Annotated in this window: 24 protein-coding genes and 2 tRNA genes; 13 read left to right on the forward strand and 13 right to left on the reverse strand. The window is 54.0% G+C overall.

The features are described from left to right. Positions 1-5 precede the first annotated feature (5 nt). From mreD to WGC32_RS10110, 8 genes are all read right to left on the reverse strand, one after another. Positions 6-533, reverse strand: coding sequence for a rod shape-determining protein MreD (mreD, locus tag WGC32_RS10075; RefSeq protein WP_342681709.1), 528 nt, complete (start codon positions 531-533; stop codon positions 6-8). 520 nt (positions 534-1053) lie between these two features. Beyond that, the gene (gene mreC, locus WGC32_RS10080; RefSeq protein ID WP_342681710.1) at positions 1054-2025 is read right to left on the reverse strand and encodes a rod shape-determining protein MreC; all 972 of its coding nucleotides are present in this window, start codon (positions 2023-2025) and stop codon (positions 1054-1056) included. A 129-nt stretch (positions 2026-2154) separates the two neighbouring features. Next, on the reverse strand, positions 2155-3174 hold the full coding sequence (locus tag WGC32_RS10085) for a rod shape-determining protein MreB (RefSeq protein WP_191482617.1): 1020 nt from the start codon (positions 3172-3174) through the stop codon (positions 2155-2157). 387 nt (positions 3175-3561) lie between these two features. Further along, entirely contained in the window at positions 3562-4122 is a 561-nt protein-coding gene (locus WGC32_RS10090; protein WP_342681712.1) for a Maf family protein, read from the reverse strand. Between the two features lie 395 nt (positions 4123-4517). Further along, positions 4518-4787, reverse strand: a complete 270-nt coding sequence (locus tag WGC32_RS10095; protein WP_191482615.1) for a DUF4321 domain-containing protein — start codon at positions 4785-4787, stop codon at positions 4518-4520. 18 nt (positions 4788-4805) lie between these two features. After that, on the reverse strand, positions 4806-5243 hold the full coding sequence (dut, locus tag WGC32_RS10100) for a dUTP diphosphatase (protein ID WP_191482614.1): 438 nt from the start codon (positions 5241-5243) through the stop codon (positions 4806-4808). Positions 5244-5259: 16 nt separating this feature from the next. Further along, positions 5260-7335, reverse strand: coding sequence for a U32 family peptidase (locus WGC32_RS10105; RefSeq protein WP_342681713.1), 2076 nt, complete (start codon positions 7333-7335; stop codon positions 5260-5262). Position 7336: 1 nt separating this feature from the next. After that, complete coding sequence (locus WGC32_RS10110) at positions 7337-7711, reverse strand: cell division protein ZapA (protein WP_191482612.1); 375 nt, start codon at positions 7709-7711, stop codon at positions 7337-7339. Between the two features lie 449 nt (positions 7712-8160). Here WGC32_RS10110 and WGC32_RS10115 point away from each other — a divergent pair, with 449 nt between their 5' ends. From WGC32_RS10115 to WGC32_RS10125, 3 genes are all read left to right on the forward strand, one after another. Beyond that, complete coding sequence (locus WGC32_RS10115; protein ID WP_342681715.1) at positions 8161-10557, forward strand: glycogen/starch/alpha-glucan phosphorylase; 2397 nt, start codon at positions 8161-8163, stop codon at positions 10555-10557. Positions 10558-10669: 112 nt separating this feature from the next. Beyond that, a complete protein-coding gene (locus WGC32_RS10120; protein WP_342681716.1) occupies positions 10670-12631 on the forward strand; it encodes a glycoside hydrolase family 13 protein in 1962 nt (653 codons plus the stop codon). Positions 12632-12645: 14 nt separating this feature from the next. Continuing rightward, positions 12646-12843: a DUF6440 family protein gene (locus WGC32_RS10125; protein ID WP_191482609.1), complete on the forward strand. Its 198-nt coding sequence runs from the start codon at positions 12646-12648 to the stop codon at positions 12841-12843. 53 nt (positions 12844-12896) lie between these two features. Here the strand turns inward: WGC32_RS10125 and WGC32_RS10130 are convergent, their stop codons facing one another. The 5 genes from WGC32_RS10130 to WGC32_RS10150 all read right to left on the reverse strand — a co-directional run bounded on the left by WGC32_RS10130 (position 12897) and on the right by WGC32_RS10150 (position 15801). Then, positions 12897-13661 (reverse strand): hypothetical protein, encoded by a 765-nt coding sequence (locus WGC32_RS10130; RefSeq protein ID WP_342681719.1) that lies wholly within the window; start codon positions 13659-13661, stop codon positions 12897-12899. Beyond that, the gene (locus WGC32_RS10135) at positions 13658-14047 is read right to left on the reverse strand and encodes a hypothetical protein (protein WP_191509542.1); all 390 of its coding nucleotides are present in this window, start codon (positions 14045-14047) and stop codon (positions 13658-13660) included. Before WGC32_RS10135 ends, WGC32_RS10130 begins: the two co-directional genes overlap by 4 nt. A gap of 3 nt (positions 14048-14050) precedes the next feature. Further along, on the reverse strand, positions 14051-14299 hold the full coding sequence (locus WGC32_RS10140) for a hypothetical protein (RefSeq protein WP_191482606.1): 249 nt from the start codon (positions 14297-14299) through the stop codon (positions 14051-14053). A 211-nt stretch (positions 14300-14510) separates the two neighbouring features. After that, the gene (locus tag WGC32_RS10145) at positions 14511-15089 is read right to left on the reverse strand and encodes a hypothetical protein (RefSeq protein WP_191509541.1); all 579 of its coding nucleotides are present in this window, start codon (positions 15087-15089) and stop codon (positions 14511-14513) included. Positions 15090-15261: 172 nt separating this feature from the next. Beyond that, positions 15262-15801: a QueT transporter family protein gene (locus WGC32_RS10150; protein WP_342681722.1), complete on the reverse strand. Its 540-nt coding sequence runs from the start codon at positions 15799-15801 to the stop codon at positions 15262-15264. A gap of 208 nt (positions 15802-16009) precedes the next feature. On the opposite strand from WGC32_RS10150, the gene WGC32_RS10155 reads away from it, so the two are divergent. From WGC32_RS10155 to WGC32_RS10200, 10 genes are all read left to right on the forward strand, one after another. Continuing rightward, positions 16010-16085 (forward strand) — tRNA-Thr (locus WGC32_RS10155). 11 nt (positions 16086-16096) lie between these two features. After that, positions 16097-16182 (forward strand) — tRNA-Tyr (locus WGC32_RS10160). Positions 16183-16656: 474 nt separating this feature from the next. After that, positions 16657-17577 (forward strand): ParM/StbA family protein, encoded by a 921-nt coding sequence (locus WGC32_RS10165; RefSeq protein ID WP_462933634.1) that lies wholly within the window; start codon positions 16657-16659, stop codon positions 17575-17577. A 14-nt stretch (positions 17578-17591) separates the two neighbouring features. Beyond that, entirely contained in the window at positions 17592-17849 is a 258-nt protein-coding gene (locus tag WGC32_RS10170; RefSeq protein ID WP_342681725.1) for a plasmid segregation centromere-binding protein ParR, read from the forward strand. Positions 17850-17993: 144 nt separating this feature from the next. Continuing rightward, positions 17994-18638, forward strand: a complete 645-nt coding sequence (locus WGC32_RS10175; protein ID WP_342681726.1) for a hypothetical protein — start codon at positions 17994-17996, stop codon at positions 18636-18638. Between the two features lie 138 nt (positions 18639-18776). Then, entirely contained in the window at positions 18777-19919 is a 1143-nt protein-coding gene (gene dcm, locus WGC32_RS10180) for a DNA (cytosine-5-)-methyltransferase (RefSeq protein ID WP_342681863.1), read from the forward strand. Next, positions 19906-20868 (forward strand): amidoligase family protein, encoded by a 963-nt coding sequence (locus WGC32_RS10185; protein WP_342681727.1) that lies wholly within the window; start codon positions 19906-19908, stop codon positions 20866-20868. Before dcm ends, WGC32_RS10185 begins: the two co-directional genes overlap by 14 nt. Before the next feature lie 3 nt (positions 20869-20871). Beyond that, entirely contained in the window at positions 20872-21393 is a 522-nt protein-coding gene (locus tag WGC32_RS10190; protein WP_070100432.1) for a gamma-glutamylcyclotransferase family protein, read from the forward strand. Between the two features lie 78 nt (positions 21394-21471). Then, positions 21472-25689, forward strand: coding sequence for a SpaA isopeptide-forming pilin-related protein (locus WGC32_RS10195; RefSeq protein ID WP_342681732.1), 4218 nt, complete (start codon positions 21472-21474; stop codon positions 25687-25689). Continuing rightward, positions 25686-26438, forward strand: a complete 753-nt coding sequence (locus WGC32_RS10200; RefSeq protein WP_342681734.1) for a class B sortase — start codon at positions 25686-25688, stop codon at positions 26436-26438. The genes WGC32_RS10195 and WGC32_RS10200 overlap by 4 nt, the downstream gene beginning before the upstream one ends. Positions 26439-26498 lie beyond the last annotated feature (60 nt).

Here is a 26498-nt window from a genome sequence, read left to right on the forward strand (position 1 = left end):
CCTACTTATTCCAGTGTCAAAAGCCCTTCAAACCGGGCGCTCAATTTTTTAATGAGGAGATAAAACAGCGGGGTGACCGCCAAGGAATACAGGATCACCGGGAAAATGTTGGTCAGCAGCACCCGGGAAATCCCGTCGTAATCCCATAGGGCCAGATTGAAGAAAAAGTCAAACATGCCCCGGAGCAGCAACGTCCCCCCTGAGAGAATCATGCAGGTGAGGAGGGTTGGGCGCATGAGCACATGGACCAGCAGCCCGGCGGCAAAGCAGCAGAGCATGAGCACCAATCCGTTGGAGCCGAACAGCTGCCCTGATCCCAGGTCACAGAAAAGGCCGGCCACCGCCCCAAAAATAGCGCCTGCAAATTCCCCTTCAAACATGGCGATGCACACAGCCAAGGGGACCAGCAATAAGGGCTTCACCCCGAAAATGACAAAAAGGGAGGTGGTGGTCTGTAGCACATATGCAATTATAATAAGTAAAACATAGGAACTCCATTTTAAGATATGGTAAAGTTTTTTCCTCTGCTGCATTTTTCTCCCTCCTTTTCTCACGCCCACGGTTTCCTTTGTAACACTGTCCGCCATGCCCGCAATTACGTTGCGATTGACACCACAGCGCGTTTTGGCTGCGGCGATTCGCCGTCCGCGACACACGCGCTCCTGCGGAGAGCAGATCACGCCCATGGTTTTGTTGGTGACACTGTCGCGATACCCGCGGCCCAGCCTCGATGGAAACATCAGCGCGATATCCCCACCGGGAGGCGGGCCCTAGCGGGCAGCATGACGCGCCCCGGTTTTTATTCGCGACACTGCCGCGTCGCCCGCAATTACGTTGCGATTGACACCACAGCGCGTTTTGGCTGCGGCGGCTCGCCGCTCCTGCGGAGAGCAAGCTGCGCCCGCAGTTTCCTTTGTAACATTGTCCGCCATGCCCGCGGCCCAGCCTCGATGGAAACATCAGCGCGATATCCTCCACCGGCAGGTGGGACAAGACAAGGCTTTCAGATCTCCCATCCAAAAGCCTTCTCATTCTTTCTATTCTTCTCTATACTTAGGCCGCCGGTGTCGTAGTCTCCGGTGGCGTGGTTGTCTCTGAGGAAGCGGTGGTTTCCGGCGCCGTAGTCCCGGACGCGGCTTCAGCATCGCTGGAGCCTTCCGCCTGCTCCTCATCGGACAAGCTGGACTTCTGTCCCAGGAAGGAGGTGATCACCACCACATCCTTCACATTCAGAATGTCCTCCGCCGGCTGGATGGTGGCCACCAGGGAAACAGAATGGTCATCCGGCCGGATATCGGTCACCGTTCCGATGACAAGTCCCTGGGGATAGGTGCCGCCGGAGCCGGAGGTGGTAATCAGGTCTCCCACTGCCACACTGCTTTCCCGGTCGATATAGATCATCCGGCAAAGGCCCTGGTCCGCAAGTCCGGCATATCCAGTGACAATGCCGGTATCCTGGGTCTGGGAGTCGTAGGCGCCCACATTGGTGGAAACGTCCAGGATGGTCATGACCTTGGAAGAGGTCAGGCCCACCTCATAGACCCGTCCTACCAGCCCTGCCGAGGTAATGACCGGATCCTCAAAGGACACGCCGTGGAGGCTTCCCTTGTCAATGGTAAAGGAGCCAAACCGTTCATTGGGATCCCGGCCGATGACGGTAGCCGTCTCAAATTGATAGTCAGGGTTGAGTTCTTTGATCTCTAAAAACTGCTTGTACTGCTCGTTTTCCGCCTTGATCTTCTCATAATCCACCAACTTCTGGTTGAGCTCGTTAATCTGCGCCTGGAGCTCCTCATTTTCCTCCTTAATGGAGGAGGCGTTGACAAACTGGGAGAAAAACTCCGTGGCACCATGAGCAATGGAAGAGGAGATCTTTTGCAGCGGAGCGGTGATGGTACTCATCAGTTGGGAGGTAAATCCGGCCAGCCCCTCCTCAGAGGTGGCGCCCCGGATCATAAAGGCGACCAGGACGATGACCAGGGCGATTAACACCTTAAATCGCCAGCTTTTGATAAAGTCCTGCACCCTGTCACCTTCCTTTCCTGTAATGTGTGACAAATGCTGACATGCTCTGGAAGAATTCAAGCAGCCCCCACAGACACCCAAAAGGCCGTGGGGACTGCATCCGCAAGATCATATTTCTATCTGGAAGGATTAATACTTGCTGTCGTCTGCCAGCACTTCTTTATATTTATCCAGTCCCTCCAGCACAACGCCGGTTCCCTTGGCTACGCAGTCCAGAGGATCCTCAGCAATATGCACCGGCATACCGGTCTCCTTGGAGACCAGAATATCCAGCCCCTTGAGGAGGGCGCCGCCGCCGGTCAGGGTGATACCGTGGTCGATAATGTCCGCGGAAAGCTCCGGCGGAGTCTTCTCCAGGGTGGTGCGGATAGCATCCAGCACCGACGCCAGAGGATCTGCCAGGGCATCCCGGATCTCTGCCGGGGTGATCATAATGTTCTTGGGCAGGCCGTCAACCAGGTTGCGGCCCTTGATCTCCATAGGCGCTTCCCCTTCATACTCGTGGGCGGAGCCGATGTTGATCTTGATATCCTCAGCGGTTCTCTCACCGATGAGAAGATTATATGTCTTTTTCACGTAGTTGATGATGGAAAGGTCAAATTCATCGCCGCCCACCCGGACAGAACGGGCCGCTACAATGCCGCCCAGGGAGATAACCGCTACCTCGCTGGTGCCGCCGCCGATATCCACCACCATGTTGCCGGTGGCCTCTGCCACAGGCAGGCCGGCGCCGATGGCCGCAGCCATAGGCTCCTCGATGATGGCAACCTGTTTGGCCCCCGCTTTCAAGGTGGCCTCTTTCACCGCCCGGCGCTCTACTTCTGTAACGCCGGAGGGGATGCAGATGATGACTCTGGGACGGGCCAGAGCGGAATTGTTGCATACTTTTTTAATAAAAATCTGCAGCATGCTGGCGGTAATATCAAAGTCGGCGATAACGCCATCCTTCAGCGGCCGAACCGCTACAATGGAGCCAGGGGTTCTACCGATGACCTCTTTGGCCTCGTTGCCTACATATCTCACTGTGTCATTGCGGGTATCCACCGCCACAACCGACGGTTCCCGCATGATGATGCCCTTGCCCCGCATAAAAATCAACGTATTGGCGGTACCCAGATCCACACCGATGTCTTTGGAAAAAGAAAACATGCTCAAGTTGCCCCTTTCAGTTTCGGGAATGCGCCCCCAATGCCCGGACCTTCCCACAAATATTCCTCAATGATAAGTGTTCCCTATAAAAGCCCCTGCAAGCCGTCATTCTCAGTTTTTTCCGAAATGATGCCGCAGCGGCCAGTATGACAGATGATATCTCAAATATTATACCCTTAAATTCTAGAAACCACAATAAAATTTTTCTTAACAATCCCCTAAAAATGCCCAAAAAACAGATTTTGTCGGATGTGACAACACTGTTTTTCCTTTCCGAACATTTTCCAGCCAGGATGACCGGCTTTTTTCGAAAAATTTCACTTTTTTCTCCAAGCTGGCCGGACATCTTTCTTTTCTATCCATAACTTTGCCATGGTTTGGACATATTTATTCCTGCTCCAGGCTCCTAAGCTCCCGCCGCAGCCGGGCAATGGGCAGCCCCATCACATTGTAATAGTCCCCGATGATCCCCTTGACAAAGACCGCGCCGTAGCCCTGGATCCCGTAAGCTCCTGCTTTGTCAAAGGGCTCGCCCGTTTCCAGATACCACCGGATCTCCCCTTCCTCCATGGGGTAAAACTCCACCTGGGTATGGGCGACAAAGGAACGCTCCTTCTCCCCATAGCGGACGCACACCCCGGTGTAGACGCTGTGGAGCCGGCCGGAGAGGCGTTTCAGCATGGCGGCCGCCTCTTGGGCAGAGTGAGGCTTGCCCAGGATCATCCCGTCAATGGCAACCACCGTGTCCGCGGCCACAATCAGATCCTCCGGCCTTTGGGACGCGGCCATCCGGGCCTTGCGCTGGGCCAGCATCTCCACCGCTTCCGCCGGCGGCGTCCCCGGTGGGATGGTCTCATCCGCATCCACCGGCAGGGTGATAAAATCCCGCCCCAAAAGCCCCAGAAGTTCCTTCCTTCTGGGGGATTGGGAGGCCAAAACCAGCTGCATTGTGTTTCCTCCTTTTTGCGCCTAGCGTCTGCCACCTGCAGAGGATGACGCGCTCTTGATTTCGATTATGCTATTGCCTCACGCGCACGGACTCAATTTGCAACACCGCCGCGTAGCACGCGTTTTTGTTTTAATGAGAGCCACAGCGCGACGACCTCCACCGGCAGGTAGCGGCCCTAGCGGGCGGGAGGACGCGCACGGACTCAATTTGCAACACTGCCGCATAGCACGCGTTTTTGTTTTAATGGGAGCCACAGCGCGACGACCTCCATCGGCAGGTGGCCCCTCCCGGGGCGGGAGGACGCGCATTGAGTTTTATTTGCGACACTGCCGCGTTGCCCGCAACTATGTTGCGATTGACACATAAGCGCGACTTGGGAGCGGGCACTGTCCGCTTAGAGCCGCCGGATTGCTGCCTTATAGGCGAAGATGGACAGCACCAGGCAGATCACATGGGCCACGGTGATGTTGATGGTCAGCCCAAAGGCCAGGGAAAACACATGGAGATCCATGACAAAGGGCGCGCTGGGGGAGATGCCAAAGGATTGGGAAAAGCCCAGCCAGGAGAGAAAGGATACATTCTGACAGGCGCTGGCCACCAGGGAACCGATGACGATGCCGCCCACCACAAACAGAAGGAGCAGCAGATTTTTCTTCCATTTCATCTTGATTCGCCTCTTCCCCTATTTGCCGGTGGAGCCAAATCCACCGGTTCCCCGGCGGGTGGGAGTCAGCTCCTCCACCTCTTCGATATCCGGAGTCATCACCGGCATAATGATCAGCTGGGCGATTCTATCCCCAGGCTGGACAATAAAGGGGGTATCCAGTTGGTTGATGAGGCCCACGATAATCTCCCCCCGGTAATCGCTGTCAATGACGCCTACGCAGTTGGCGGGAGTCACCCCATGCTTGATGCCCAGGGAGCTTCTGGCAAAGATAAAACCGGCAAATCCAATGGGGATTTCGCAGGCGATGCCGGTGTGGATTTGGCAGATCTCATGGGAGCCAATCTCCACCGGTTCCTTCAGCAGGGCGTAAAGATCGATTCCCGCGCTGTGAAGGGTTGCTCGAAAGGGGATCTTTGCCCCTTCCTCCAATTTTTTAATCCGCAGTGACTGCATGCGTCTCCACTCCTTTTTACTGTACTTTTCTATAATAAAGGCCCCGGGTAGCGCCTTCTACCGGCCGCCCCTCCAGGAATCCTTCCACAATCTTATCCGCTTCCTCCCGGCTCTCCCGGGTAAAATAGAGGGTCAAGAAATCCACGGCCTCCATCTCCTCCTGCCGGTCCGCCATGGAGAGGGGCACCGCATTATAAAGCTCCATGGCCTCCCGTCCCTCCTCACAGGCGGCTGGAAAATGCCGGCCTGTCCGGTCGGTGAGGGTATGAAAGCCACGGCTGCATTTTTGACAGCCCATGGCGTTTTTCACCACACAGTTGCGGGTGAGCATCAGAGGCAGGTAGCCGTAAGCCAACAACCCCCGGCGGATCTTTCCGCCCAGCCGCCGGACACGGTCCAGACTCATTTCAAAGGAGAGGGTCACGTCGGCAAGGCCCAGTTTCTCGCACTCCTCTAAAGCCGGGGTGTTGACCAGGTTAAGGCCAAAGTCCCCCGAAACTTCCAGCCCCGCCTCCTGGGCCAGGATAACCCCGCCCAGATTGCCGCAGACAGCCCGGCGGCATCCCAGGGCCCTGAGCCTTTCCAGCTGTTCCTTTACTGCCTCTTCCCGGTCAAAAATGGCCCGGGGCAGCTGGGCCCAGAGCCTGTCCGGCGGCAGCTGGCCTGTCAGCTCCTCCCAGTGGGAGAGCAGCTCCCCGGCGGGAAGGATCACCGCCTCGAAAGGGTCCAGCCTCTGGAGCGGCACCTGGTCAAACCGGTCGAACCGGGCCCGCAAGCGGGGCGCTCCCCGGCGGCGGTAGGATGTTTCCACCTTGACCGGCACCGGCGCAAAGGGAGTAGGCTCCACCTGCCGGCGGTCTTGGGTCAATGCGTCCAGCGCTTCCCGGCGCAGGGCGTTTAACTGGGACACCGGCACCATGCTGATCCCGTCGGTATCCAGCGTAAGTTGCTCGAGATAAAAGGCGGTGCCCCCGGTCTTTTCCAAGGCCCGGCGGGCCATGGCCTCGTCGGTGGGACGGCGCTGGGCCAGCTGGGGAGGCTCCCCTGCGGCTGTCCGCCTCCTGCCTTGGGGATCGGTGACGGTCAGGGACACCGGTTCCCCCTGCCGGACGGTGAGCGCCATCTCCACCGGCACCCGCTGGGTGGGATGCTCATAGAGCCGGGCCAGCTCCCCCAGCACCCCGGCGGCGGAGAGGACGTCCTCCTTCTGCCGGGTGCCGAACATCTCCCGGCCCAGCTTGCCGTCAAAGTAGCCGCTGGTAAAGCCGCTGCGGGAAAAGACCGCCTGCAAATTTTGCAGGGCAGTGCCGTCCGCCTTCCCTTCATCCAGGATCTGCCGCAGGGCACTGACCGAAGCCGCCACATATTCCGGCCGCTTCATCCGCCCCTCGATTTTCAGGCTTTTGACCCCCAGCTCCCCCAATTTCTCCGCCTGCCCCACCAAGGACATGTCCTTGAGGGAAAGGGCGTATTCAGCGCCGTCCGGCGCCTTCATGGGCAGGCGGCAGGGCTGGGCGCAGAGCCCCCGGTTGCCACTGCGGCCGCCAATCATTGAGGACAGGTAGCACTGCCCCGACAGGCACATGCAAAGCGCTCCGTGGACAAAAGCCTCCACCTCGATCTGGGACTCCCGGGTGATGGCGGCAATCTCCTTCTGGGAAAGCTCCCGGGCCAGGACCACCCGGTCGTAGCCCAGCCGCCGCAGCATCCTTACCCCGCTTTTGTTGTGGATGCTCATCTGGGTCGAGCCGCTGATCCGAAGGCCTGGCGCGCACCGGCGCAGCAGAACATACACCCCCAGGTCGGCGGCGATGATCTGATCCACCCCGGCCCGGCAGGCCAGGGCAATGGTGGAAAGCAGGCCGGGCAGCTCATCATCAAATACGGCGGTGTTGATGGTCATGTAAATTTTAGCCCCGTATAGGTGTGCCTGCCGCACAGCCTCACACAGGGCCTCCTCGTCAAAATTATGGGCATTTCTCCGGGCGTTGAAGTCTCCCGCTCCCAGATAGACCGCGTCCGCGCCGGTATACAGGGCCGCCAGCAGGGAATCCATCCCCCCGGCCGGGGCCAAAATCTCTGGTTTTGCCAATTTATACCTCCGGGGACATCCTGCCCGCAGCCTTCAGCTGGCGCTTATAGGACGCCACTTCCTTTTGGAGCCGTTCCAGCTCCCGTTTGGTTTCGTCCACCTCGATGCGGGCCTTGGCCGCATCCTCCAGATAATCTTTCAGCTGCCGGCGCATATTGTCGGCGTTGGCGTTGGCTTTGTTGCAATCATCCAGGTAGGACAGGGAGCAGAGGATCAGGGCTGTCAGGATGGACATATTGGGATTGCTTTCCATCATAGCCTGGGCTTGGTTGTCGATCTGATAGGCCAGCTCCTTGACGTATTCTTCCTTTTCCGGGGTGGCGATGATGTAATCACTGCCACAGACATGGATTTTCACTCTGTTTGTATTTTCCATTTTCTCAGGGCCTCCATGGTATGTCATTCCCGCAGGACCGCGGGCGTTTTCCAATTTCTTTACCCCCATAGCATAGGGGGTTTGCTTTCATTATAGTATATTTTTTAGCCCGATGAAAGCCATTTTTCTCCCAGCTGTGGAGAAAATTGCTTTCTCTTCACCAGACTATGCAATTTCTTGCCGCAATCGACCAATTTCTTGACAATTTTACACAAAACAGAGAATAATATTCCTGAAAATTAATACAATTTTACTTGGAATGGTTGATTCATTCTGAAATTCGTATTATACTTAGTAATAACTCTGATTTTCTAGGAACTTGTGCCAAGAGACAACGAACAGGCATGGAGTTAACCGGCCCCCGAATCTTGCCGGGAGGGCCGGCGCATCACCGCAGGGCAGCGCGCCCAGCGGGTACCGCCAGCGGCAGCGGAACTGGAGGTTTTATTTTGAGTAAGCTTTTCACCAGTGATGAGATAAAAAACAAGTTGGTAACCATCCTCGACCGTCAATTCGGCGAAACGCCGGCCACCGCGTCGGACCGGATCTTTTACAAGGCCTGCGCCATGATCCTCCAGGACGTGCTCATTGAGAAGCGCAAGCAATTCGCCAGTGAAAAGACAAGCCACGGGGAAAAGCGGGTCTATTATCTCTGCATGGAGTTCCTCATGGGCCGCTCCCTGAAAAACAACATCTACAACCTGGAACTGGTAGACGAGTTCAAAGAGGCCCTGGCCTCCTTTAATGTAAAGCTGGAAAACCTATACGAATGCGAGCCTGACGCGGGCCTTGGCAACGGCGGCCTGGGCCGCCTGGCCGCCTGCTACCTGGACGGCATGGCCACCCAGGAATATCTGGGCACCGGCTACTCCATCCTCTATGAATACGGCATCTTCAAACAGCGGATCATCGACGGTTGGCAGACCGAGCTGCCTGATAACTGGCTCCCCGGCGGCGACATCTGGCTTTCCGAACGGCTGGACCGGGCGGTGGACATCCATTTCGGCGGCCAGATTCACGAATTCTGGGACAACAACTATCACCATATCGACCATGTCAACTACACCTCCGTCAAGGCGGTGCCCTATGACATGTATGTCTCCGGCTACCGGACCAAGGGCGTCAGCCGCCTCCGTCTGTGGAAGGCCGTCTCCCCCGGCATCGATATGGAAATGTTCAACAAAGGCGATTATGTCCAGGCTTTGGGGCAAAACTCCTATGCCGAGGCCATCAGCAAGGTCCTTTACCCCAACGACAACCACCTGGAGGGCAAGAACCTGCGGCTGCGCCAGCAGTATTTCCTGGTGGCGGCTTCCATCGGCGACATTGTCCACTCCCACCTGATGACCTACGGCACCCTGGAAAACCTCAGCGAGAAGGTAGCCATCCACATCAACGACACCCATCCGGTGCTGGCCATCCCCGAGTTGATGCGGATTTTGCTGGACGACTGCGGCTACAGCTGGGATAAGGCCTGGACCATTGTCACCCAGACCTTTGCCTATACCAACCACACCGTCATGAACGAGGCCCTGGAGCGTTGGAACGAGGATCTCTTCAAGCTCCTCCTGCCCCGGATCTATCAGATCGTGGTGGAGATCAACAACCGCTTCACCCGGGAACTGTTTGAGCGCTGGCACAAGGATGTGGATCAGATCAACCGCCTTTCCATCATCTTTAACCACGAGGTCCGCATGGCCAATCTGGCGGTCTGGGCCTGCCACAGCGTCAACGGTGTATCCAAACTTCACTCCGACATCCTCAAAGACTCCCTCTTCCACGAGTTCTATGAGATCGAGCCCAAGAAGTTTAAGAATGTTACCAACGGTATCGCCGCCCGCCGGTGGATGTATCAGTCCAACCCCGGGCTGACCCAGCTGGTTACCGACCTCATTGGCGACGGCTTTATCAAGCATATGTCCGAGCTGAAAAAGCTGGAGGCCTTTGCCGACGACAAGACGGTGCTCCAGGAGTTTGCCCGGATCAAACGGGAAAACAAGGCTTATTTCTCCGACTATATCAAGGAGCACACCGGAGTTGTCATCGACCCCGATTCCATCTTTGACGTGCAGGTCAAGCGGCTGCATGAATATAAGCGGCAGCACCTCAACGCCCTGCATATCCTCTCCCTCTACCAGAAGCTGAAAGCAAACCCCAGCACCCCCTTCACCCCCCGCACCTTTATCTTCGGGGCCAAGGCGGCGCCGGGCTACTATATGGCCAAACAGATTATCCGCTTCATCTGTGCCCTGGCCAAACACATTGACAACGACCCGGATGTCCGGGGCCGGATCAAGGTCGTCTATCTGGAAGATTACAATGTGACCCTCTCCGAAATCCTGGCCCCCGCCTCTGAGATCAGCGAGCAGATCTCCCTGGCCGGCACCGAGGCTTCCGGCACCGGCAACATGAAGCTGATGCTGGGCGGCGCCATCACCCTGGGCACCTATGACGGGGCCAATGTGGAAATCTATGACAGTGTGGGGGATGAAAACTTCATCCGCTTTGGCATGTCCACCCAGGAGGTGGCCCAGCTCAAGCCCCACTACAATCCCCGGGAAATTTATAACAAGAACCCAGAGATCAAAGGCCTGGTGGATGTCCTCTACCATGGCATTGATGGCAATGTCTTTAACGAAATCGCCACCTCCCTGGCCACCAGCGACCCCTATATGGTCCTGGCTGACTTTGAGTCCTACAAACAGGCCCACCAGAAGGCGGAGCAGCTTTACAGCGACACCTTAGGCTGGCAGCGGATGAGCCTCATCAACGTGGCCAACGCCGGCATGTTCTCCGCCGACCGGGCGGTAGACGATTACGCCCGGGACATTTGGCACCTGAAATAGCCCTTCCATCGCAACTGTACGGGATGCTTGCCCTCTGGGGCGGGCATCCCTTTACCCTGTTTTCCCCTGTTCTCCCCTGTTCTCTGGGATTTTGTAAGGAGGTCTTTTCTCCATGGAAGCATGTCTGTTTGACAGCACACTCTTAGAATATAAAGCGCCCTTCGGCGCTGTCAAAGCCGAGGAAGAGGTGGTGTTTCACCTGCACCTGGCCAAGTGCGCCACCCTATTAGCCCCCCGCCTTGTCATCTATAAAGCCGACCACTACGACGAGCCCCACTATGTCCCCATGGCCCTGGAACGGGTGAAGATGGATTACAACGTCTTTTCCTGCTCCTTTGTCCAGGAGACCCCCGCCCTTCTCTTCTACTGCTTTGAGGCGGTGACCGGGGACCAGGTGATCCCCATCCGGCGCAAGGGGGATTTTACCGCCAAGTTCAACCTGGCCGGCGGGGACCTGTGGCAGCTGACCGTCTACGACAAGGATTTCCGCACCCCGAAGGACCTGAGGGGCGCTATCATGTACCAGATCTTCCCCGACCGGTTCTATTTTAGCGGCGCTCCCAAGGAAAATGTCCCTGAGGACCGGGTGCTCCGCTATGACTGGGGCGGACAGCCTCAGTACCTGCCTGACAGCCAAGGCATTGTCCGCAACAACGACTACTTCGGCGGGGACCTCAAGGGCATCCAGGAAAAACTGCCCTATCTCCAGTCTTTGGGGGTGACCCTGCTCTACCTCAACCCCATCTTTGAGGCCCACTCCAACCACCGCTACAACACGGCGGATTATATGAAAATCGATCCCCTCCTGGGCACCGAGGAGGATCTGCGCCAGCTGTGCGCCGAGGCCAAAAAATACGGTATCTCCATCATCTTAGACGGGGTCTTTTCCCATGTGGGCAGCGACAGCCTCTACTTTAACAGGGAGGGACGCTATCCCACCCTGGGGGCCTATCAAAGCCAGGAGAGCCCTTACAGCAGCTGGTTCCACTTTATCCAGTTCCCCAAAAGCTACAAAAGCTGGTGGGGCTTTGACACCCTGCCAGAAGTAGATGAGGAAAACCCCTCCTACCGGGAGTTTATCTGCGGCAAGGAAGGCGTCCTCCGCCATTGGCTGGACTGCGGCATCAAGGGCTTCCGGCTGGATGTGGCCGATGAGCTGCCCGACAGCTTCCTGGATCTCATCCACGACACCCTCAAGGGCTATGATCCTGAGAAGTTCCTCCTGGGCGAGGTGTGGGAGGACGCCTCCAACAAGATTAGCTACGGGGTGCGCCGGCGCTATCTTCTAGGGGGCCAGCTGGACAGCGTCATGGATTATCCCTTGATGGAATCCATCCTCAGCTATCTGCGCCATAAGGATGGATATGGCTTTTCCAACACCATCCTGACCCTGCTGCAAAATTACCCACGGCCGGTTATCGACGTGCTGATGAACCCCCTCTCCACCCATGACACCGCCCGGGCTATCACCGTCCTGGCCGGGGATCCGGTGCGCCAGAACGACCGGAACTGGCAGGCTACCCACTATCTCAACCACGAACAGTACCAGCGGGGCATTGCCCTGCTCCGGCTGGCCTTTACCCTCATCATGTTCCTGCCCGGCATCCCCTGCATCTACTACGGGGATGAAATCGCCATGCAGGGCTACAAGGATCCCTTCAACCGGGGCTGCTTTGCCTGGAACTGCCTGGTGGAAAATGAGGAGCCGGCCGCCATGCTGGAGTTTGTCCGCACCCTGACCGGCATTCGGGAGCAGTGTAAGGAGATCATTCTGGGGGATTATGTGCCCTATATCGCCGACAATTTTGTCTTCTCCTTCCTCCGTCAGACCGAGGAGGAGGCTCTGCTCGTTATCGTCAACCCCAGCGACAACCCCATGCGGATTCCGCTGCCCCCCCGCTTTGCACATGCGCAGGTGCTGCTGGGCGGCGAGATCCAGGAAGGGGTCTGTGTGGTGCCTCCCCTTTCCCCCGCCCTCATCCGCGGCGGAGCGGCCAAAGGATGGTCCCACAAACAGGGGAAAAACCATAAATCCGGAGCCTTCGGCGGCTTTTCCCGCCGGGGCCATTCATAAGGGAGGCGTATCCCATGGGAAGAAGGGATCATCGTTTTCTCATCACCTACCGGCAGAACAGCTTTGGGGAGGAAATCCGCATCCTGGTGGACAGGGAAACCGGCGTCAACTACCTGATGCAGATTCTCTCCAACGGCGGCAGCGGTATCACTCCGCTGCTGGGCCGGGACGGAAAGCCCATCATTTCCCCCATTTCCGGTGAGGAAAACTAACCGAGACAGAAGAAGGAAGGGGCGCAAAATTGCGCCCCTTCCTTCTTGCTTTTTTACAGGAGGATATATCCCAGCGCCAACAGGAGCTTGAGATCCGCTCCCTCCCGGTGGAGGAAGTAGATCAGTCCCAGCAGCATTAAGCTGTCCTTTTCAAAGAGGTTGATGCCCTCCGGGCCCAAAAGCTGATCCAACAGCCCTCCTGTGCCCGATGGCTGCCCCTCCGGCGGCCGGCCCCGATTCTGGCCCGGCTGGCCCCCCAAGCCCAGGGAGCCCAGCAGTTTTCCCAGGTCAAAGGCAGGCCCCGGCGGTGGACGGCGGTTCCCCGGATGGGCGCCGCCTCTGGAGCCTCCGGAGCCGGCACTGTGGGGAGTGCGTTCTTCCCCACCTGCCCGAGGCCTTGGATCCCGGGAGGCAGCTTCCTCCCGGCAGCTGCCTGGATGGCTGGCGGGGTTTTGGGGGCGGCGCATCCGCTGTCCCCCTCCCGCCGGCATGGCGCCTGGAAAGGGAGAAAACCGGACGCCATTTGTATATCTATTGTAATTATTTTGCCTATTATTCCGATTTGTGCTATTCCTATTTGTATTATTTTGATGGTTATTTCTATTTGTATTGAAATTTCCTTCCCTGGTGGGAGGAGAGCCGGAAGTCCGGGTCTGTTCCTGGCTCTGGGGTCCTTCTCCGTTGGAGCGGGATGGTGCGTTTCCCTGTTGCCCGCTGGAGGACTGGGCGCGGTTGTGCATCTGGCGCATCTGCCGGATGGCATCCTGCTGCATCCGCTCCATCTGCGCAGGGGTAAAATTGTCTCTGACAGGGGTCATCCCAGCAGCCCTCCCAACACGCCGCTCTCCCGTAAAACGGGCAGCAGATCAATGAGCTTCATGATCTTGATTGCATGATCCACCCGGCCTGCCCGTTTTTCGGAGAGGTGGGGCTTGAGCGCCCTGAGGAGGGCGGCGTTTTTGTCATCTCCATTCTGGGCGGATAACACCTTCTGCAGCCCCAGGATCATATTCATGTCGATATCCCCCAGCCCGCCCAGACCGTCGGAAGCCGAAGGGTTGTGTTGCTGGGGGGAATCGGCGGTTTCGCCTTCTCCGCCGTCTGTCCCCAGGTCCAGCCCTAGGGCACCTGCCATCTCCTTGAGGTTTTTCATCCCCTCCTCGGAGTTTAGCATTTCGGTGATGTTTGCAATCAAGTCATCCATGGCTTATTTTTCCTCCGATAACTGTTTGAGCAGTTGCTTTGCCGCCGGTGTATCCAGCATCTGCTGGATCTTGCCTGGGTCCTTGACAATCTTCTGGAACCGGTTCATATCCACCTTACCGCCCTGCACCGCGTTTTGCACATTGCCCTGCTGCAGCTGGCTTTTGAGCTGGTCCGGGGAGACCCCCAGCTTTTTCGAAGCCATGGAGAGCAGCTGTTCTACCTTTTTCTCACTGAACTGGTTCTGGTCCATCCAATCACCCCTTTCAGGTTTTCCACGCCTTGGCATGGCTGTACTCTATGATATATGCGTTTCTTCTCCGATGTATCCCAAAATCTGGGCCGGCCCTGGAGGACAACCCCCACTTTGAAGGGAATCCTGGCAAAATGGGCAGATAAAAAACGGAACGTGAAGCTTCACATTCCGTTTTTTTATCCGTCCTGCCGGGCTGCCGGCCTTTGATTTAATAGTCAACGATCTCGAAAACTCCCAGGTTGTCGAGCTTTGCAGGATCAAAGCGTTCCGCCTGCTCCTCACTGCAGAATAGGCAGCCGTGATGGCGGAAGGTGGGATCGTCGCAGGTTTTAAAGATATTTCCCTTTATCATATGCCCTGTTTCCAGGTTTGTGACACCATAAATGGATTTTAAGAGGGAATTGGTGATAAAAAGCTCGCATCCCCAGTAAATTCCCTGCAAATCCTCTCCGGTAAACATTTTGCAGGGGATCTCGTCCGTGCTGTGCTCCCAGCCGTTGACGGTAAAGCGATAAACGCCTTGCCGGTTGACCTTGATACAGATTTCCTGCTCCCCTGCCACCTGGGCCTTAAAGATCAGAAAGCTGTCGTTGTCATCCCCCCGGCAGATGGGCTGTACCTCAAAGGACCACATCATGAGAAAAATGCCCTGCCCGTCCAGATAACACATCCGCGCCTGGGCAAAGGGCTTGAAATCCGCCCGTTCCAGGGGGTAGCGGAGCACCTTCATCACCGGCATGGAATCCATGGGCGGCAGTACCTTGACCTTGGAAATCGCTTGCTGCATATCATTCACATCCTTGTCTATTGTCATCTGGGCGCCAAGACACCCGGAAAAATCTCCTTTGGATGTATTATACCATAAAATTCTGCCTTTTCCTCCCCTTTTGGGAAAAGCCCGGAATAAAACCTTCCTTTCTTCATACAAAAACAGCGGAGGAAGGTTCCTCCGCTGTTTTTTAGCTATATTGGTTGAGAAAGATCTTTGACTTGAGTCCTCTGCGCTCCATTGCCCAGAACAGCAGCCATCCCAGGCCATAGCAGGCCACAATTTCTCCCACGGCCACATAGACAGCCTGGATGAGGAACACCCTGATGTCAAAATAGTTGACGGTGACAAAGGTAAGTTCCAACCCCACCACAATGGCGTTGAGCACCACCGGCGGCAGGGGCGCCAAGATGGGGAAGCCCTTGATTGTGGGCTTTTTCAACATGCGGGTGAGGCAGGCGGCAATCAGGGTTGCCAGGCTGCCAAAGAGGATATCCCACGGGCCTAGGATGTTGGTCCCCAGAAACAGGCCGAAGGTGTTCGAGAGGATGCATCCCACCGTAACACCCCAAATGCCATTGGGGGTAAACAGGGGCAGGAGGGTCAACGCCTCCGCCACGCGGATCTGCATCTGGCCGAAACTGATGGGGGCCAGAGCAACGCACAGGGTGGTGTAAAGGGCGGCGATGACCGCTCCTTCCACTACAGCACGGATCTTTTTTCTTTCCATATTCATTTGTCCTTTCGTAGTTTTCTTTAAGGTCAGGAGGTTGCGACTGACCGCGCGTAGAAAAATTTCGCGCAAGGGTTATCATACCCTATTTTTCGGCAAAGTGCAAGAAAAAGTTTGGCAATGAACTTCCTCCAAAAATCTGAAAAAAACTGTTGACACCCCATCAGCTTTATGTTAAACTAATATTCGCACTTATGATTCATGAGCTGGTGTAGCTCAGCTGGTAGAGCAGCTGATTTGTAATCAGCAGGTCGGGGGTTCGAATCCGTCCACCAGCTCCAAAATTCAATATGGGAGAGTTCCCGAGTGGCCAAAGGGAACAGACTGTAAATCTGTCGTCGATTGACTTCAGTGGTTCGAATCCACTCTCTCCCACCAGATTATGTGCCTGATTTTACTGTCAGGCACATTTTTCTTAGTATTCATGCTGGTTTGCGGGCTTTTTTCCGTTTTAAAAAAGGATTGGTGTCCCATTACTGTCATCCCCGTTTTTAGAGATATCTGCAAAGCTAAGCGGAGTTTTCACCTGATTTTTCAGGCTGGGAACTCCGCTTTTTTGCGTTTACCACTCTTTTTTCCCGTTGTCGGAAGTGTAAAAGTTTCCGACAGTTATATAGATAGATTAACGAAAGCCCCAAATGGGTCAATTTCAAGCCCTCAAAATACAAGGGGGTAGTGCGCCCTTTTTTAGAACCGCTCCGGCTGAATGGCCGGGGCGGTTTTCCGCTTTCCCCCCTCTCACACTCTCCCCCCTAATACTTTACCAGCTGGGAAAGAACAAGATAACTCTAAGCTCTAACTCAGCAAGAACCTCAAGTTTTCAACAACCAACAAGAAAGGATGAGTAAAACCATGAACATTGGCATCGACCATGGCTATTATGCAATCAAAACCCGGCATTTTTCTTTCCCAGCCGGTATTGCAGAGTATTCCCATGAACCTTACACCTTGCAAAACACACTGGAATTCGGCGGGAAGTTTTATGTCTGCGGGACCGGCAGACAGCCGATCCTGCGCAACAAAATGGAAAACGACAATTACTACCTGCTTACCCTTGCAGCCATCGCCAAGGAAATCAAACAGCGAGGTGGAAAAACAGAGTGTTCGGTGTGCATTGCCGCCGGGCTGCCTCTGGCCGGATTTGGCCGTGAGAAAAAGCCCTTCCGGGAATACCTTCTGCGTTCTTCCCAGCCGGTGTGCTTCAAGTTTGAAGGAATCGCCTACAAAATCACCATCGAGGATGTGAAACTGTTCCCACAAGGCTACTCCGCCATTGCTCTGCATCCGGAACTCATCCAGAATGAGCCTTCTGTTCTTCTCATGGACATCGGCGGCTGGACTGTTGATCTGATGCGGCTGGATAATGGTGTTCCCAATGCGGCTACCTGCCGAAGTCTGGAACTCGGTATGATCCGCTGCATTGATGAAACGAAAGAACAGGTCCGCCGGGATACCGGGCTGTCTGTGACCGATGCTCAGGTAGAACGTGTTCTTGCAGGAAAGCCCTGCAGCATGGATGAGGACGCCCGAAACATTATCCGGAAACAAGGGCGGCTTTACACAGAGCGCCTTCTTTCGGCCGCCATGGAATCGGGGTTTGACCTGAAAGCCATTCCAGTGGTGATGCTGGGCGGCGGCGCATCGGTAGTCAAGGGCAACGTGAGCGAACAGGACAGCCTGTGTCGGGTTTTTGCCCTGATAGACGACAAGGTAAACGCTGAAGGTTTTGAACGCATTTTGGGGCAGTTTTCGGGCGGTGTGGGCAAGGCATGAGCAGGCCCCTATTTATGTTCCGCCCCAACCTCCAGAATGAAGAACATCGCAGAGCATGGGAAATCCTGCAGACTGTGCCGGAAGGCCAGAAAAACGCCTTTCTGGTACAGGTGATTCTGGAAAATGCCCAGCGAGAAGAACTGGAAACGATCCTGCGCCGGGTGCTGCGGGAAGAGCTCAAAGCTGTGCCTTCCCAGCCCATACCGCAGCAGGAAGAAGCCATTCCGCAGGAGATGATGGGCTTCCTTGGTTCCCTGTTGGGAGAAGAATAACCTCCACATAGCCTTTATTGGTTGTGACGTTTGTCGAGCCTGCTTTGACTGAAAGGTTGTTGGTCTTGGTAATAGCTTTATCCGGCGGGTTGCAGTATGCTTGTGTTGCCCGAAAGGGAAAGAAAGAAAAAAGGAGCGATAGGCGTGGAAACAAAGGGCGTAACCTGCAAAATCCCGCTGGATCTGCATAACCAAATCAGCGAGGAAATCAGGGAAACGGAAAGCACGATGAGCAAATTCATCGAAATGATCATCCGGGAGCATTATGAGAAAGGGGCTAACAGAATTATGGAAAAAGGAAGAACATTAGCATTTCAGGTGAGCGAGGAATTGTTCCAGAGGGTAAAGGAATACCTTGAAAACTACGAGAAAGCCTATCATCGCCGCCTCACCCAAAAGGAATTCGTGATTGGGCTGATCGAACAGGCGCTGGAAGAAGCGGAAGAAGAATTCGAAGCCGCCAGAGCAGCCGAACATGAAGAACAGGCTGAAAGCGGCTGGGAAGCCGCAGAAACCGCAGAAAGCGATGAGGACGAGGAAGTACCCGATGACGAGGAATCAGAGGACTGGGACGAAGAAAATGGCGAAACCGAGGGACTCAGTGCTGATGAAGAAACAACCGGGAGCAGCTGGGAACCTGCGGAAAACACCGAAACCGATGAGGGCGAGGATGATGAGGATACTACACCGGAAAGCTGGAATCGGGATGAGGAAGAAGAAACCGAGCCGGATGACGATACCATAGAATCCGGCGAAACCAATGAAAATGAAGATGAAACCTACGCATAAGACAGCCGGCAGCAGCCCGCAGGAAACTGCGGGCTGTTTTCATATATATTTCATTTCACCATGGGAAAGGGGCGATGTCCATTGATTGTGTGTTAGCTTTTAGTATCATACAAGATAAGGGGCGTGATATAGAAAACCATACGATATATTGACCTGTTCTCCGGTATTGGCGGGTTCCGAGAAGGGCTCACCCGTGCCGGAGGATTTACTTGTGTAGGACACTGCGAAATCGACAAAAAGGCCAATCAAAGCTATGAAGCCTTGTTCGATACCAAAGGAGAGTGGTTCTGTGAAGATATCCGAAAAGCCGATCCAAGCGACATCCCCGACTTCGAACTCCTGTGCGGAGGTTTTCCCTGTCAGTCTTTTTCGATTGCTGGAAACCGTGGGGGATTTTCCGATCCAAGAGGTACCTTGTTCTTTGAAATTGCCCGGCTGACTGCGGCAAAAAGACCTGCGTATCTGCTGCTTGAAAATGTTCCCGGACTGCTTAATCATGACGGGGGCAGGACATTTGCGACCATCCTCCATACGCTGGACAGACTGGGGTATGGTTTGGAATGGCAGGTGCTCAACAGCAAAGATTTTGGAGTCCCCCAATCCAGAAAAAGGGTGTATCTTATCGGATATCTTGATGAACGATGCAGAGGAAAAATATTTCCTTTCACCGAAACAGCAGGAACATCTCTTGTACAAATCCTGCCCGGAGCTCAGGGAGAAAGAATCTATTCCACAAAAGGAATAAGCTGTACCCTTGCTGCACAAACGGGTGGATTTGGCGGGAAAACCGGACTGTATGAAGTTGGGCTTCCGATCAAGGAAAACACGAAAAAAGGCTATAAAATGGCGTATCCCGGCGACAGCATCAGTTTGGCGTTTGCCGGACTGAATACCCGCCGCGGCAGAGTTGGCAGAAAAACCGCCCATACCCTCACCACAACCAGCGACCAAGGAACCTTGGAAGCCCGTGCGGTCCTTACCCCGGAAAGGGAAACTGTCCGTCAGAACGGGCGGCGAATCAAATCTGCGGAAGAACCCATGTTCACCCTCACCGCCCAAGACCGCCACGGTGTTTTTTTCGGCGGCCGAATCCGCAGGCTGACTCCAAAAGAATGCCTGCGGCTGCAGGGATGGCGGGACGAACAGATCGACCGAGTGCTTCCTCTTCAATCGGACGCACAGCTCTACAAACAGGCCGGAAACGGCGTTACCGTTACAGTGGTGGAAGCCATCGGCAAACGGTTGGCTTCTGCCCATCGGGAGGTGAATGCCATCGATTGATCTGAAAGACCAATATTTCGGCTGTGAAATTGAGATGACGGGACTCACCCGCCAGCAGGCAGCAGAAGCCGTGGCTTCCCTGTTTGAAAGCAACGCTGTCCATTCCCGTTCTTCCCGTACCTATGATCCGTGGGAAGTGACCGATAACGAGGGAAAAACATGGCGGTTTGTTTACGACTCCAGTATCCATGGTTCTCATCGAACCGGGCGGCAGCAGGTTCCAATCGGTGATGGTGACTACAAGGTGGAGATGAATTCCCCAAAACTGGAGTACAGCGAAATGGGAAAACTGCAGGAAGTTGTCCGTACCCTGCGTCATGCGGGGGCTGTTGTCAATGGAAGCTGCGGTATGCACGTCCATGTGGACGCTTCCAAGCATACACCGCAGAGCCTGAAAAATGCCCTTTCCATTATGTATTCCAAAGAGGATATCCTATTCAAAGCCTTAAATGTGAATGAGAGCCGGGTGGAACGCTGGTGCCAGAAGGTGCGGGAACCCATGCTGGAGAAAATCCGCAAACTTCCAAGCAATACTACCATGGATCGGTTAAGGCGGGAATGGTATGAAGGTTCTGACGGAAGCTACGAGCATTACAACTGGACAAGATACTATGCCTTAAACCTTCATTCTGTGTTTTACCGTGGAACCTTGGAATGGCGCTGTTTTGAAAGCACCCTCCATGCAGGCAAAGTCAGGGCAAATATTACACTGGCACTGGCAATCTCCGCACAGGCTATTAACCAGAGCCGGACAGTTATGCGGAAAACCGAGATCAGCGAAAACCCCGCCTTTACCTTCCGAACCTTTCTGCTGCGCCTTGGCCTGATTGGACCGGAATACAAAAATGTGCGGGAACATCTGCTTTCAAACCTTCCCGGCGACCGGGCATGGCGCTACGATAAAGCTCAATACCCCAGCCTGCAGAACCGCCAAAACCATGAACGATAGGAGATGATCAAAACCAAAGAAAAACTTTATTTTGCGTATGGTTCTAATATGAACCTGAATCAGATGGCGTTCCGCTGTCCGGATGCAGAAGTTGTGGAATCCGTCCGGTTAGAGGGATACCGCCTTGCGTTCCGCACCAATGGCGGCGGGAATGGCGTTGCCACCATTCTGCCGGAAGAAGGAAGCTATGTGGACGGCGTCCTTTGGCGTATTTCCGAACGGGACGAACAGCATCTGGATCATTACGAAGGATTTCCCTTTTTATATGGGAAAGAGCCTGTTACAGTGACAAATCAGGACGGAGTCAGACGGGAAATCATGGCCTATACCATGAACAGCCCGTATAAAGACAAACCCGCCATGCCCTCTGTTTCCTATTTGGAAGGTATTCTGAATGGGTGCAGACAAAATGGGATCGATACCCAAACTGTAATCGAAGCGGTCCGCTGTACACAGCAGGAACTGCCTCAGAAGGTAGTCCCCCACAAAAAACAGCGCCATCCCAAACACAAAGAAGAACGATAAATTGACTTGCCCCCGTAGGTTGAGAGTTTTCTTTCAGCTTGCGGGGGCATTTTTTATTTTATCCGAAAGGAGAACTTCATGAAAAAACATCTAAAAAGATTTCTGTCCATGATGATGGCGGTGCTTCTTTGCTTTGGTATTGTACCAAGCAACGCTTTTGCTGCTGAATACGAGTATGATGGATATATCTCCATGATCGACTATAACGGCAGAGGATACTCTCTTAGCTCCAGTCTTCCGGCGCCATTTGGTGGATACAGCACAGATAAGTTTACTGAACTGCGAATTAACGATTTAACAGCTTTCCGCACCGCCTATTGCATCCAGCTTGGCGTGGCAACCCATACCGGGATTGGCTATGACCAGTCGGATGATTATGCCGCCCTTACCACGGAACAGAAAGCAATGATCAACACTGCTCTGACCTTGGGATATAACGTGGAAACCGGCACTAAGTACGGCGGGAGCGCCATGGATGAATACATTGCCACCCAAATCCTCATTTGGCTGATTGCCCACGGGCAGCTTGGCACCGGATATGAAAACCAGATCGTGAATGAAATTACTGCCAACAGCCCTGCGGCAAAGACGATCTTTCAGAAGCTGAGGGAAAACGTGGTAACTTATCACACCATTCCATCCTTTGCCACCGACAATCCCAGTGCGGTCGGCGCATATACCCATGACCTCAAATACAATGAGGACACTGGAAAAAATGAAACCACACTGGTGGATGAAAACAATGTTCTCAAAGATTTCTCCGTCAGTTATCCGGGAGTGGATTTTTCCATCAGTGGGAACAAACTTCATGTTTCTACGGATAAAAAGGAATTCGGTACAATCACCGCAGAAAAGGAACTGCCTTCCTCTATCCCCGGTGTTGTAACAGGCGGCACCAAATACTGGCTGCGTGATGAATACCAGAATGTAGTCACTTTTGACGTCAAAGGCTCTGCTGAACCCGTAAAATGCTATTTTTCCCTTGAGATCAAGGCGGGTACCCTGCAGCTTGTGAAAACCTCCGAAGATGGCGAGGTTTCCGGTATTCCTTTTCATATTTCCGGGAATGGAATCGAAAAAGACGTGGTGACCGGACCGGACGGAACCATCCGGGTAGACAATCTCCAAGCTGGAACATACACCGTAACGGAACGTGCCCCGGACAAATATGTCCAGCCTGAATCCAAGCAGGTAACCATCTATCCCGGCCAGACTTCCAGCGTGAGTTTTTCCAATATTCTGAAGAAATTTACGGTTGAATTGGAAAAAGTGGATTCCAGAACCGGGGAAGCACAAGGCGATTCCAGTTTGGATGGCGCTTTATACGGTATGTTCAAAGGGGAAAACCTGCTGGATACCTATACCACAGCAAACGGGGGCAAATTCACCACCAAGGAATACCCCTGCGGATCGGATTATACAATTCGTGAGATTACCCCCAGCGAAGGATACCTGCTGGACGAAACTATCTATCCGGTAGGCGCAGAACCGGGAAATTTCACCTTGGAAAACAACAGCATCCCCATGACCGCTACAGAGGATGTTATCCTCGGCAGCATTGCTATCACCAAGCATACGGATAAACCAGCCAATCCGGATCAGGAAGAAGCTGTCCCGCAGGTAGAAACACCCAATGAGGAAAGCAACGCCGCAGAAAATACACCGGTTCCCGAAACACCGGATACTGAACTCACAGAGAACAGTTCAATGGAAGAAACAATGGATTCCTCATCCACTCCGGAAAGCAAAGAATCCACAGCACCTTCAGAAAAACAGCCTGCGGAGAGCAGTTCTGTTCCGGAAAGCCAATCTGAACCTGTAGAAAATGTTGATTCTGAGCCGGAAGTTATCCCGTTGGCTGCCGGGCTTAAATCCGATCCTTCCGCTTCCCTTTTGAAAACAGTATCCAATGATGAGGTGCAGATCGAGCAGCCGGAAGAAGGAGCGCAGTTCCAGATTTATCTGGCCAGTGCTGGCAGCTATGAGAACGCAAAAGAAACCGAGCGTGACCTGTTGACCACCGATTCCTATGGATTTGCCCGTTCAAAGGATCTTCCGTATGGCTTGTATGTGGCGCATCAGACCAAAGGCGCAGAAGGACAGAAATTTGTCCCGGACTTCTCCGTGTTCATTTCCGAGCACGGTAAAACCTATTATTTCATTCTCAATAACCCCACCTTTACCTCGCTCATCCGCTTTGAAAAGAAAGACGCCGAATCCGGCAAAATCATTCCTCTGGCGGGAACAGCAGTCAAAATCCGTAACACCGATACCGGCGAGTGGGTGGTACAGCATATCAACTACCCCAGCCCCATCGATATCGACACTTTCGTGACGGACGCCACAGGAACCCTCATGCTGCCGGAACCGCTTCCGTTTGGAAATTACGAGTTGCATGAACAGCAGAGTCCATGGGGATATGTTCTTGACAAAGAGCCGGTTCCCTTTATGGTGGACGGTTCACAGGACGTGGTTACAGTGGAGAAATACAATATCCCGCAAAAGGGAACGATTACAGTCTCCAAAGAGGGCGAAGTATTCAGCCATGTTGCAGAATCCGGCGGGATGTACCAGCCTCAGTATGAGGTGCAGGGCCAGCCGGGCGCTGTTTATGAGATCACAGCACTGGAAGATGTTATTACCCCGGACGGAACCGTCCACCTGAAAGCAGGCGAACTGGCGGCTGCTTTGACTACCGGAAGTGACGGGACCGCCACCTCGGAACCTTTGTATCTCAGCCGCTATCAGGTGAAGGAAATCACTGCGCCGGATGGCATGGTAATCGATCCTGAACCCAAGGAAGTGGTTTTGTCCTATGCCGGTCAGGAAGTAGAGATCACCTCTGTAAGCGTTGGCTTCGTCAATGAACGCCAGAAAGTGGAGATTTCCCTCAAGAAGCTGCTGGAACAGGACGAAACCTTCTCCCTCGGCATGAATGAGGAATGGAAAAACATTACTTTCGGACTGTTCGCTGCGGAACAACTGACCGCCTCCGATGGTACCTCCATCCCGGCAGACGGGCTGATGGAAACCATCGGCATTGACGAGAATGGAAATGCCGTATTTACAACCGACATCCCCTGCGGGGCTTCCCTGTATGTGCAGGAAATCGGAACCGACGATCACTACATTTTGAGCGACAAAAAATACCCTGTGGTGTTTGAGTATGCCGGACAGGATGTGGCGAAAGTGGAAATTGAAGCGAACGATGGAGAAGCCATTGAAAATACCTTAAAGCGCGGCAAGGTATCCGGCTGGAAGGTCGATCAGGATGGTTTTGAATTAGGCGGCGCTGTTATCGGCCTGTTCCGTTTTGACGAAACGGAGTTTACCGAAGAAACCGCCCTCATGGTCACCGAGAGCAATGAAATCGGGTACTTTGAGTTTGACAAGGTGCCTGCTGGAAACTTCCTCGTGCGTGAAATCGCACCTCCCAAAGCCTTCGTATTGACGGAAGAAATCTTCCCGGTAGAAATTACTGAGGACGGACAGACCATCGAAATCACCATTGAAAACCAGATCATCAAAGGTACCGCCGAAACCATAAAGGTGGACGCCGATTATCCGGACCACAAGCTGTCCGAGGCTGTTTTTGAAGTTTATGCCGATGTGGACAATAACGGGGAATTCAATGCGGATATCGACAAGCTGGCAGGTGAAATGACGGAAACCGAACCGGGTCTTTACCAGATGAAGGATCTTGTGTATGGAAATTACTTCCTGCATGAGAAGGAAGCACCAGAATTTTTCGAAAAGGATGACGGATATTATCCTTTCTCCATTACGGAGAATGAAGCGATTGTCCGCATCGAAACCGAAGCTGGCGTAGGCTTCCTGAACAAAGCGCAGACTGGTTCCCTGAGGGTAGTAAAGACCGCCGATGATGATAAGATCGAAGGGCGCACCTTCAAAATCAGCGGTACTGACTTCATGGGCAATGCTTATGAGCAGGAATTCAAAACGGATGAAAACGGTGAGATCAACCTCACTCTCCGTGTGGGAGAATACACCGTATCTGAAGTAGCTGGCGAAGATTCCGAAAAGTATATTCTGCCTGACGATCAGACCGTAGAAATCAAAGCAGGCGAAACAACGACCATAAAGATGCATAACAAACTGGTGCCGGAGGTTCCCTCTGTTCCGCAGACCGGTGATAACCCGTGGATGCCTGCCATCCTTGGCACTCTGGCAGGCTTGGCAGTTTTGTCCGGCGGCGCTCTGCTTTTCCTGCGCTATACAGGTAAAAAGCGCAAATCTGCTGATCAGGCCGATGAGGATCAAGGCACAGAAGAATGAAAATCTTTCTAAAAGGATTTTGCATCGGCCTTTTGTGCCTGAGCTTATTGGGACTTCTCTGGTTTTTGGTTTTACAGCCGGGGCTGACCAATGGAGAAACACAAGCCCTGAAAAAAGAATACGCACAGCCTCTCCCCGGAGCCGAAAGCTCCGGGGTTTTACCGGCTGGGAAAGAACAGCCGGAACCGGAATCCCTTGTGGACCTTCCCGCTTTGCAGGCTGAATACCCGGACATCAAAGGCTGGATTTCTATTCCCGGCACCTGTGTGGATTACCCGGTTTTGCAAAGCAGCGCCGATGATCCCGAATACTATCTGCGGCGTACCTACAAGGGAGAATGGCGCACTGCCGGAAGCCTCTTTTTTCAATGGGATTGTTCCGCAGAGAGCCAAAATACCGTGGTCTACGGGCACAACATGAATGACGGGACCATGTTCGCTGTTCTTCAAAAGATGGCTGATGAAGCCTTCCGCAAAGAACACTCCAAAATCCTGCTGCAGACCAGCGATGGACTGCGGGAATACCAAATTGCGGCTGTGCTGAAAACCGATATCACAAAGCTCCCGTTTAACCGCACTGAATTTGCGGATCATGCGGATTTTCTGTTTTTTCAGAAAGAGCTCTTCGCACAGTCATTATACGAATCCCAAACCATCCCCGGCGAGGACTGCCGCCTGCTGACGCTCGTCACCTGTTCCTATGAATGGGAAAACGCCCGCACGGTGGTCATCGCCGCAGAAGTGAGGTGAGAATCAATCAATGGAACCAAAAGCAATTATTTTGATCTGTTTATGCGCTGTCATTTTAGG

The organism is Zongyangia acetica (genome assembly GCF_038739695.1).
GTDB lineage: Bacteria > Bacillota > Clostridia > Oscillospirales > Ruminococcaceae > Zongyangia > Zongyangia gallinarum.

What these genes read in the sequence shown, in the direction of transcription:
- WGC32_RS10200 (WP_342681734.1), top strand. Translation starts at nt 25,686, where the DNA reads ATGAAAATCTTTCTAAAAGGATTTTGCATCGGCCTTTTGTGCCTGAGC.
- WGC32_RS10120 (WP_342681716.1), top strand. Translation starts at nt 10,670, where the DNA reads ATGGAAGCATGTCTGTTTGACAGCACACTCTTAGAATATAAAGCGCCC.
- WGC32_RS10090 (WP_342681712.1), bottom strand. Translation starts at nt 4,122, where the DNA reads ATGCAGCTGGTTTTGGCCTCCCAATCCCCCAGAAGGAAGGAACTTCTG.
- WGC32_RS10110 (WP_191482612.1), bottom strand. Translation starts at nt 7,711, where the DNA reads ATGGAAAATACAAACAGAGTGAAAATCCATGTCTGTGGCAGTGATTAC.
- WGC32_RS10095 (WP_191482615.1), bottom strand. Translation starts at nt 4,787, where the DNA reads ATGAAATGGAAGAAAAATCTGCTGCTCCTTCTGTTTGTGGTGGGCGGC.
- WGC32_RS10140 (WP_191482606.1), bottom strand. Translation starts at nt 14,299, where the DNA reads ATGGACCAGAACCAGTTCAGTGAGAAAAAGGTAGAACAGCTGCTCTCC.
- WGC32_RS10165 (WP_462933634.1), top strand. Translation starts at nt 16,657, where the DNA reads ATGAACATTGGCATCGACCATGGCTATTATGCAATCAAAACCCGGCAT.
- dut (WP_191482614.1), bottom strand. Translation starts at nt 5,243, where the DNA reads ATGCAGTCACTGCGGATTAAAAAATTGGAGGAAGGGGCAAAGATCCCC.
- mreD (WP_342681709.1), bottom strand. Translation starts at nt 533, where the DNA reads ATGCAGCAGAGGAAAAAACTTTACCATATCTTAAAATGGAGTTCCTAT.
- WGC32_RS10185 (WP_342681727.1), top strand. Translation starts at nt 19,906, where the DNA reads ATGCCATCGATTGATCTGAAAGACCAATATTTCGGCTGTGAAATTGAG.
- WGC32_RS10085 (WP_191482617.1), bottom strand. Translation starts at nt 3,174, where the DNA reads ATGTTTTCTTTTTCCAAAGACATCGGTGTGGATCTGGGTACCGCCAAT.
- WGC32_RS10150 (WP_342681722.1), bottom strand. Translation starts at nt 15,801, where the DNA reads ATGGAAAGAAAAAAGATCCGTGCTGTAGTGGAAGGAGCGGTCATCGCC.
- WGC32_RS10125 (WP_191482609.1), top strand. Translation starts at nt 12,646, where the DNA reads ATGGGAAGAAGGGATCATCGTTTTCTCATCACCTACCGGCAGAACAGC.
- WGC32_RS10145 (WP_191509541.1), bottom strand. Translation starts at nt 15,089, where the DNA reads ATGCAGCAAGCGATTTCCAAGGTCAAGGTACTGCCGCCCATGGATTCC.
- WGC32_RS10130 (WP_342681719.1), bottom strand. Translation starts at nt 13,661, where the DNA reads ATGACCCCTGTCAGAGACAATTTTACCCCTGCGCAGATGGAGCGGATG.
- WGC32_RS10170 (WP_342681725.1), top strand. Translation starts at nt 17,592, where the DNA reads ATGTTCCGCCCCAACCTCCAGAATGAAGAACATCGCAGAGCATGGGAA.
- WGC32_RS10135 (WP_191509542.1), bottom strand. Translation starts at nt 14,047, where the DNA reads ATGGATGACTTGATTGCAAACATCACCGAAATGCTAAACTCCGAGGAG.
- WGC32_RS10195 (WP_342681732.1), top strand. Translation starts at nt 21,472, where the DNA reads ATGAAAAAACATCTAAAAAGATTTCTGTCCATGATGATGGCGGTGCTT.
- WGC32_RS10190 (WP_070100432.1), top strand. Translation starts at nt 20,872, where the DNA reads ATGATCAAAACCAAAGAAAAACTTTATTTTGCGTATGGTTCTAATATG.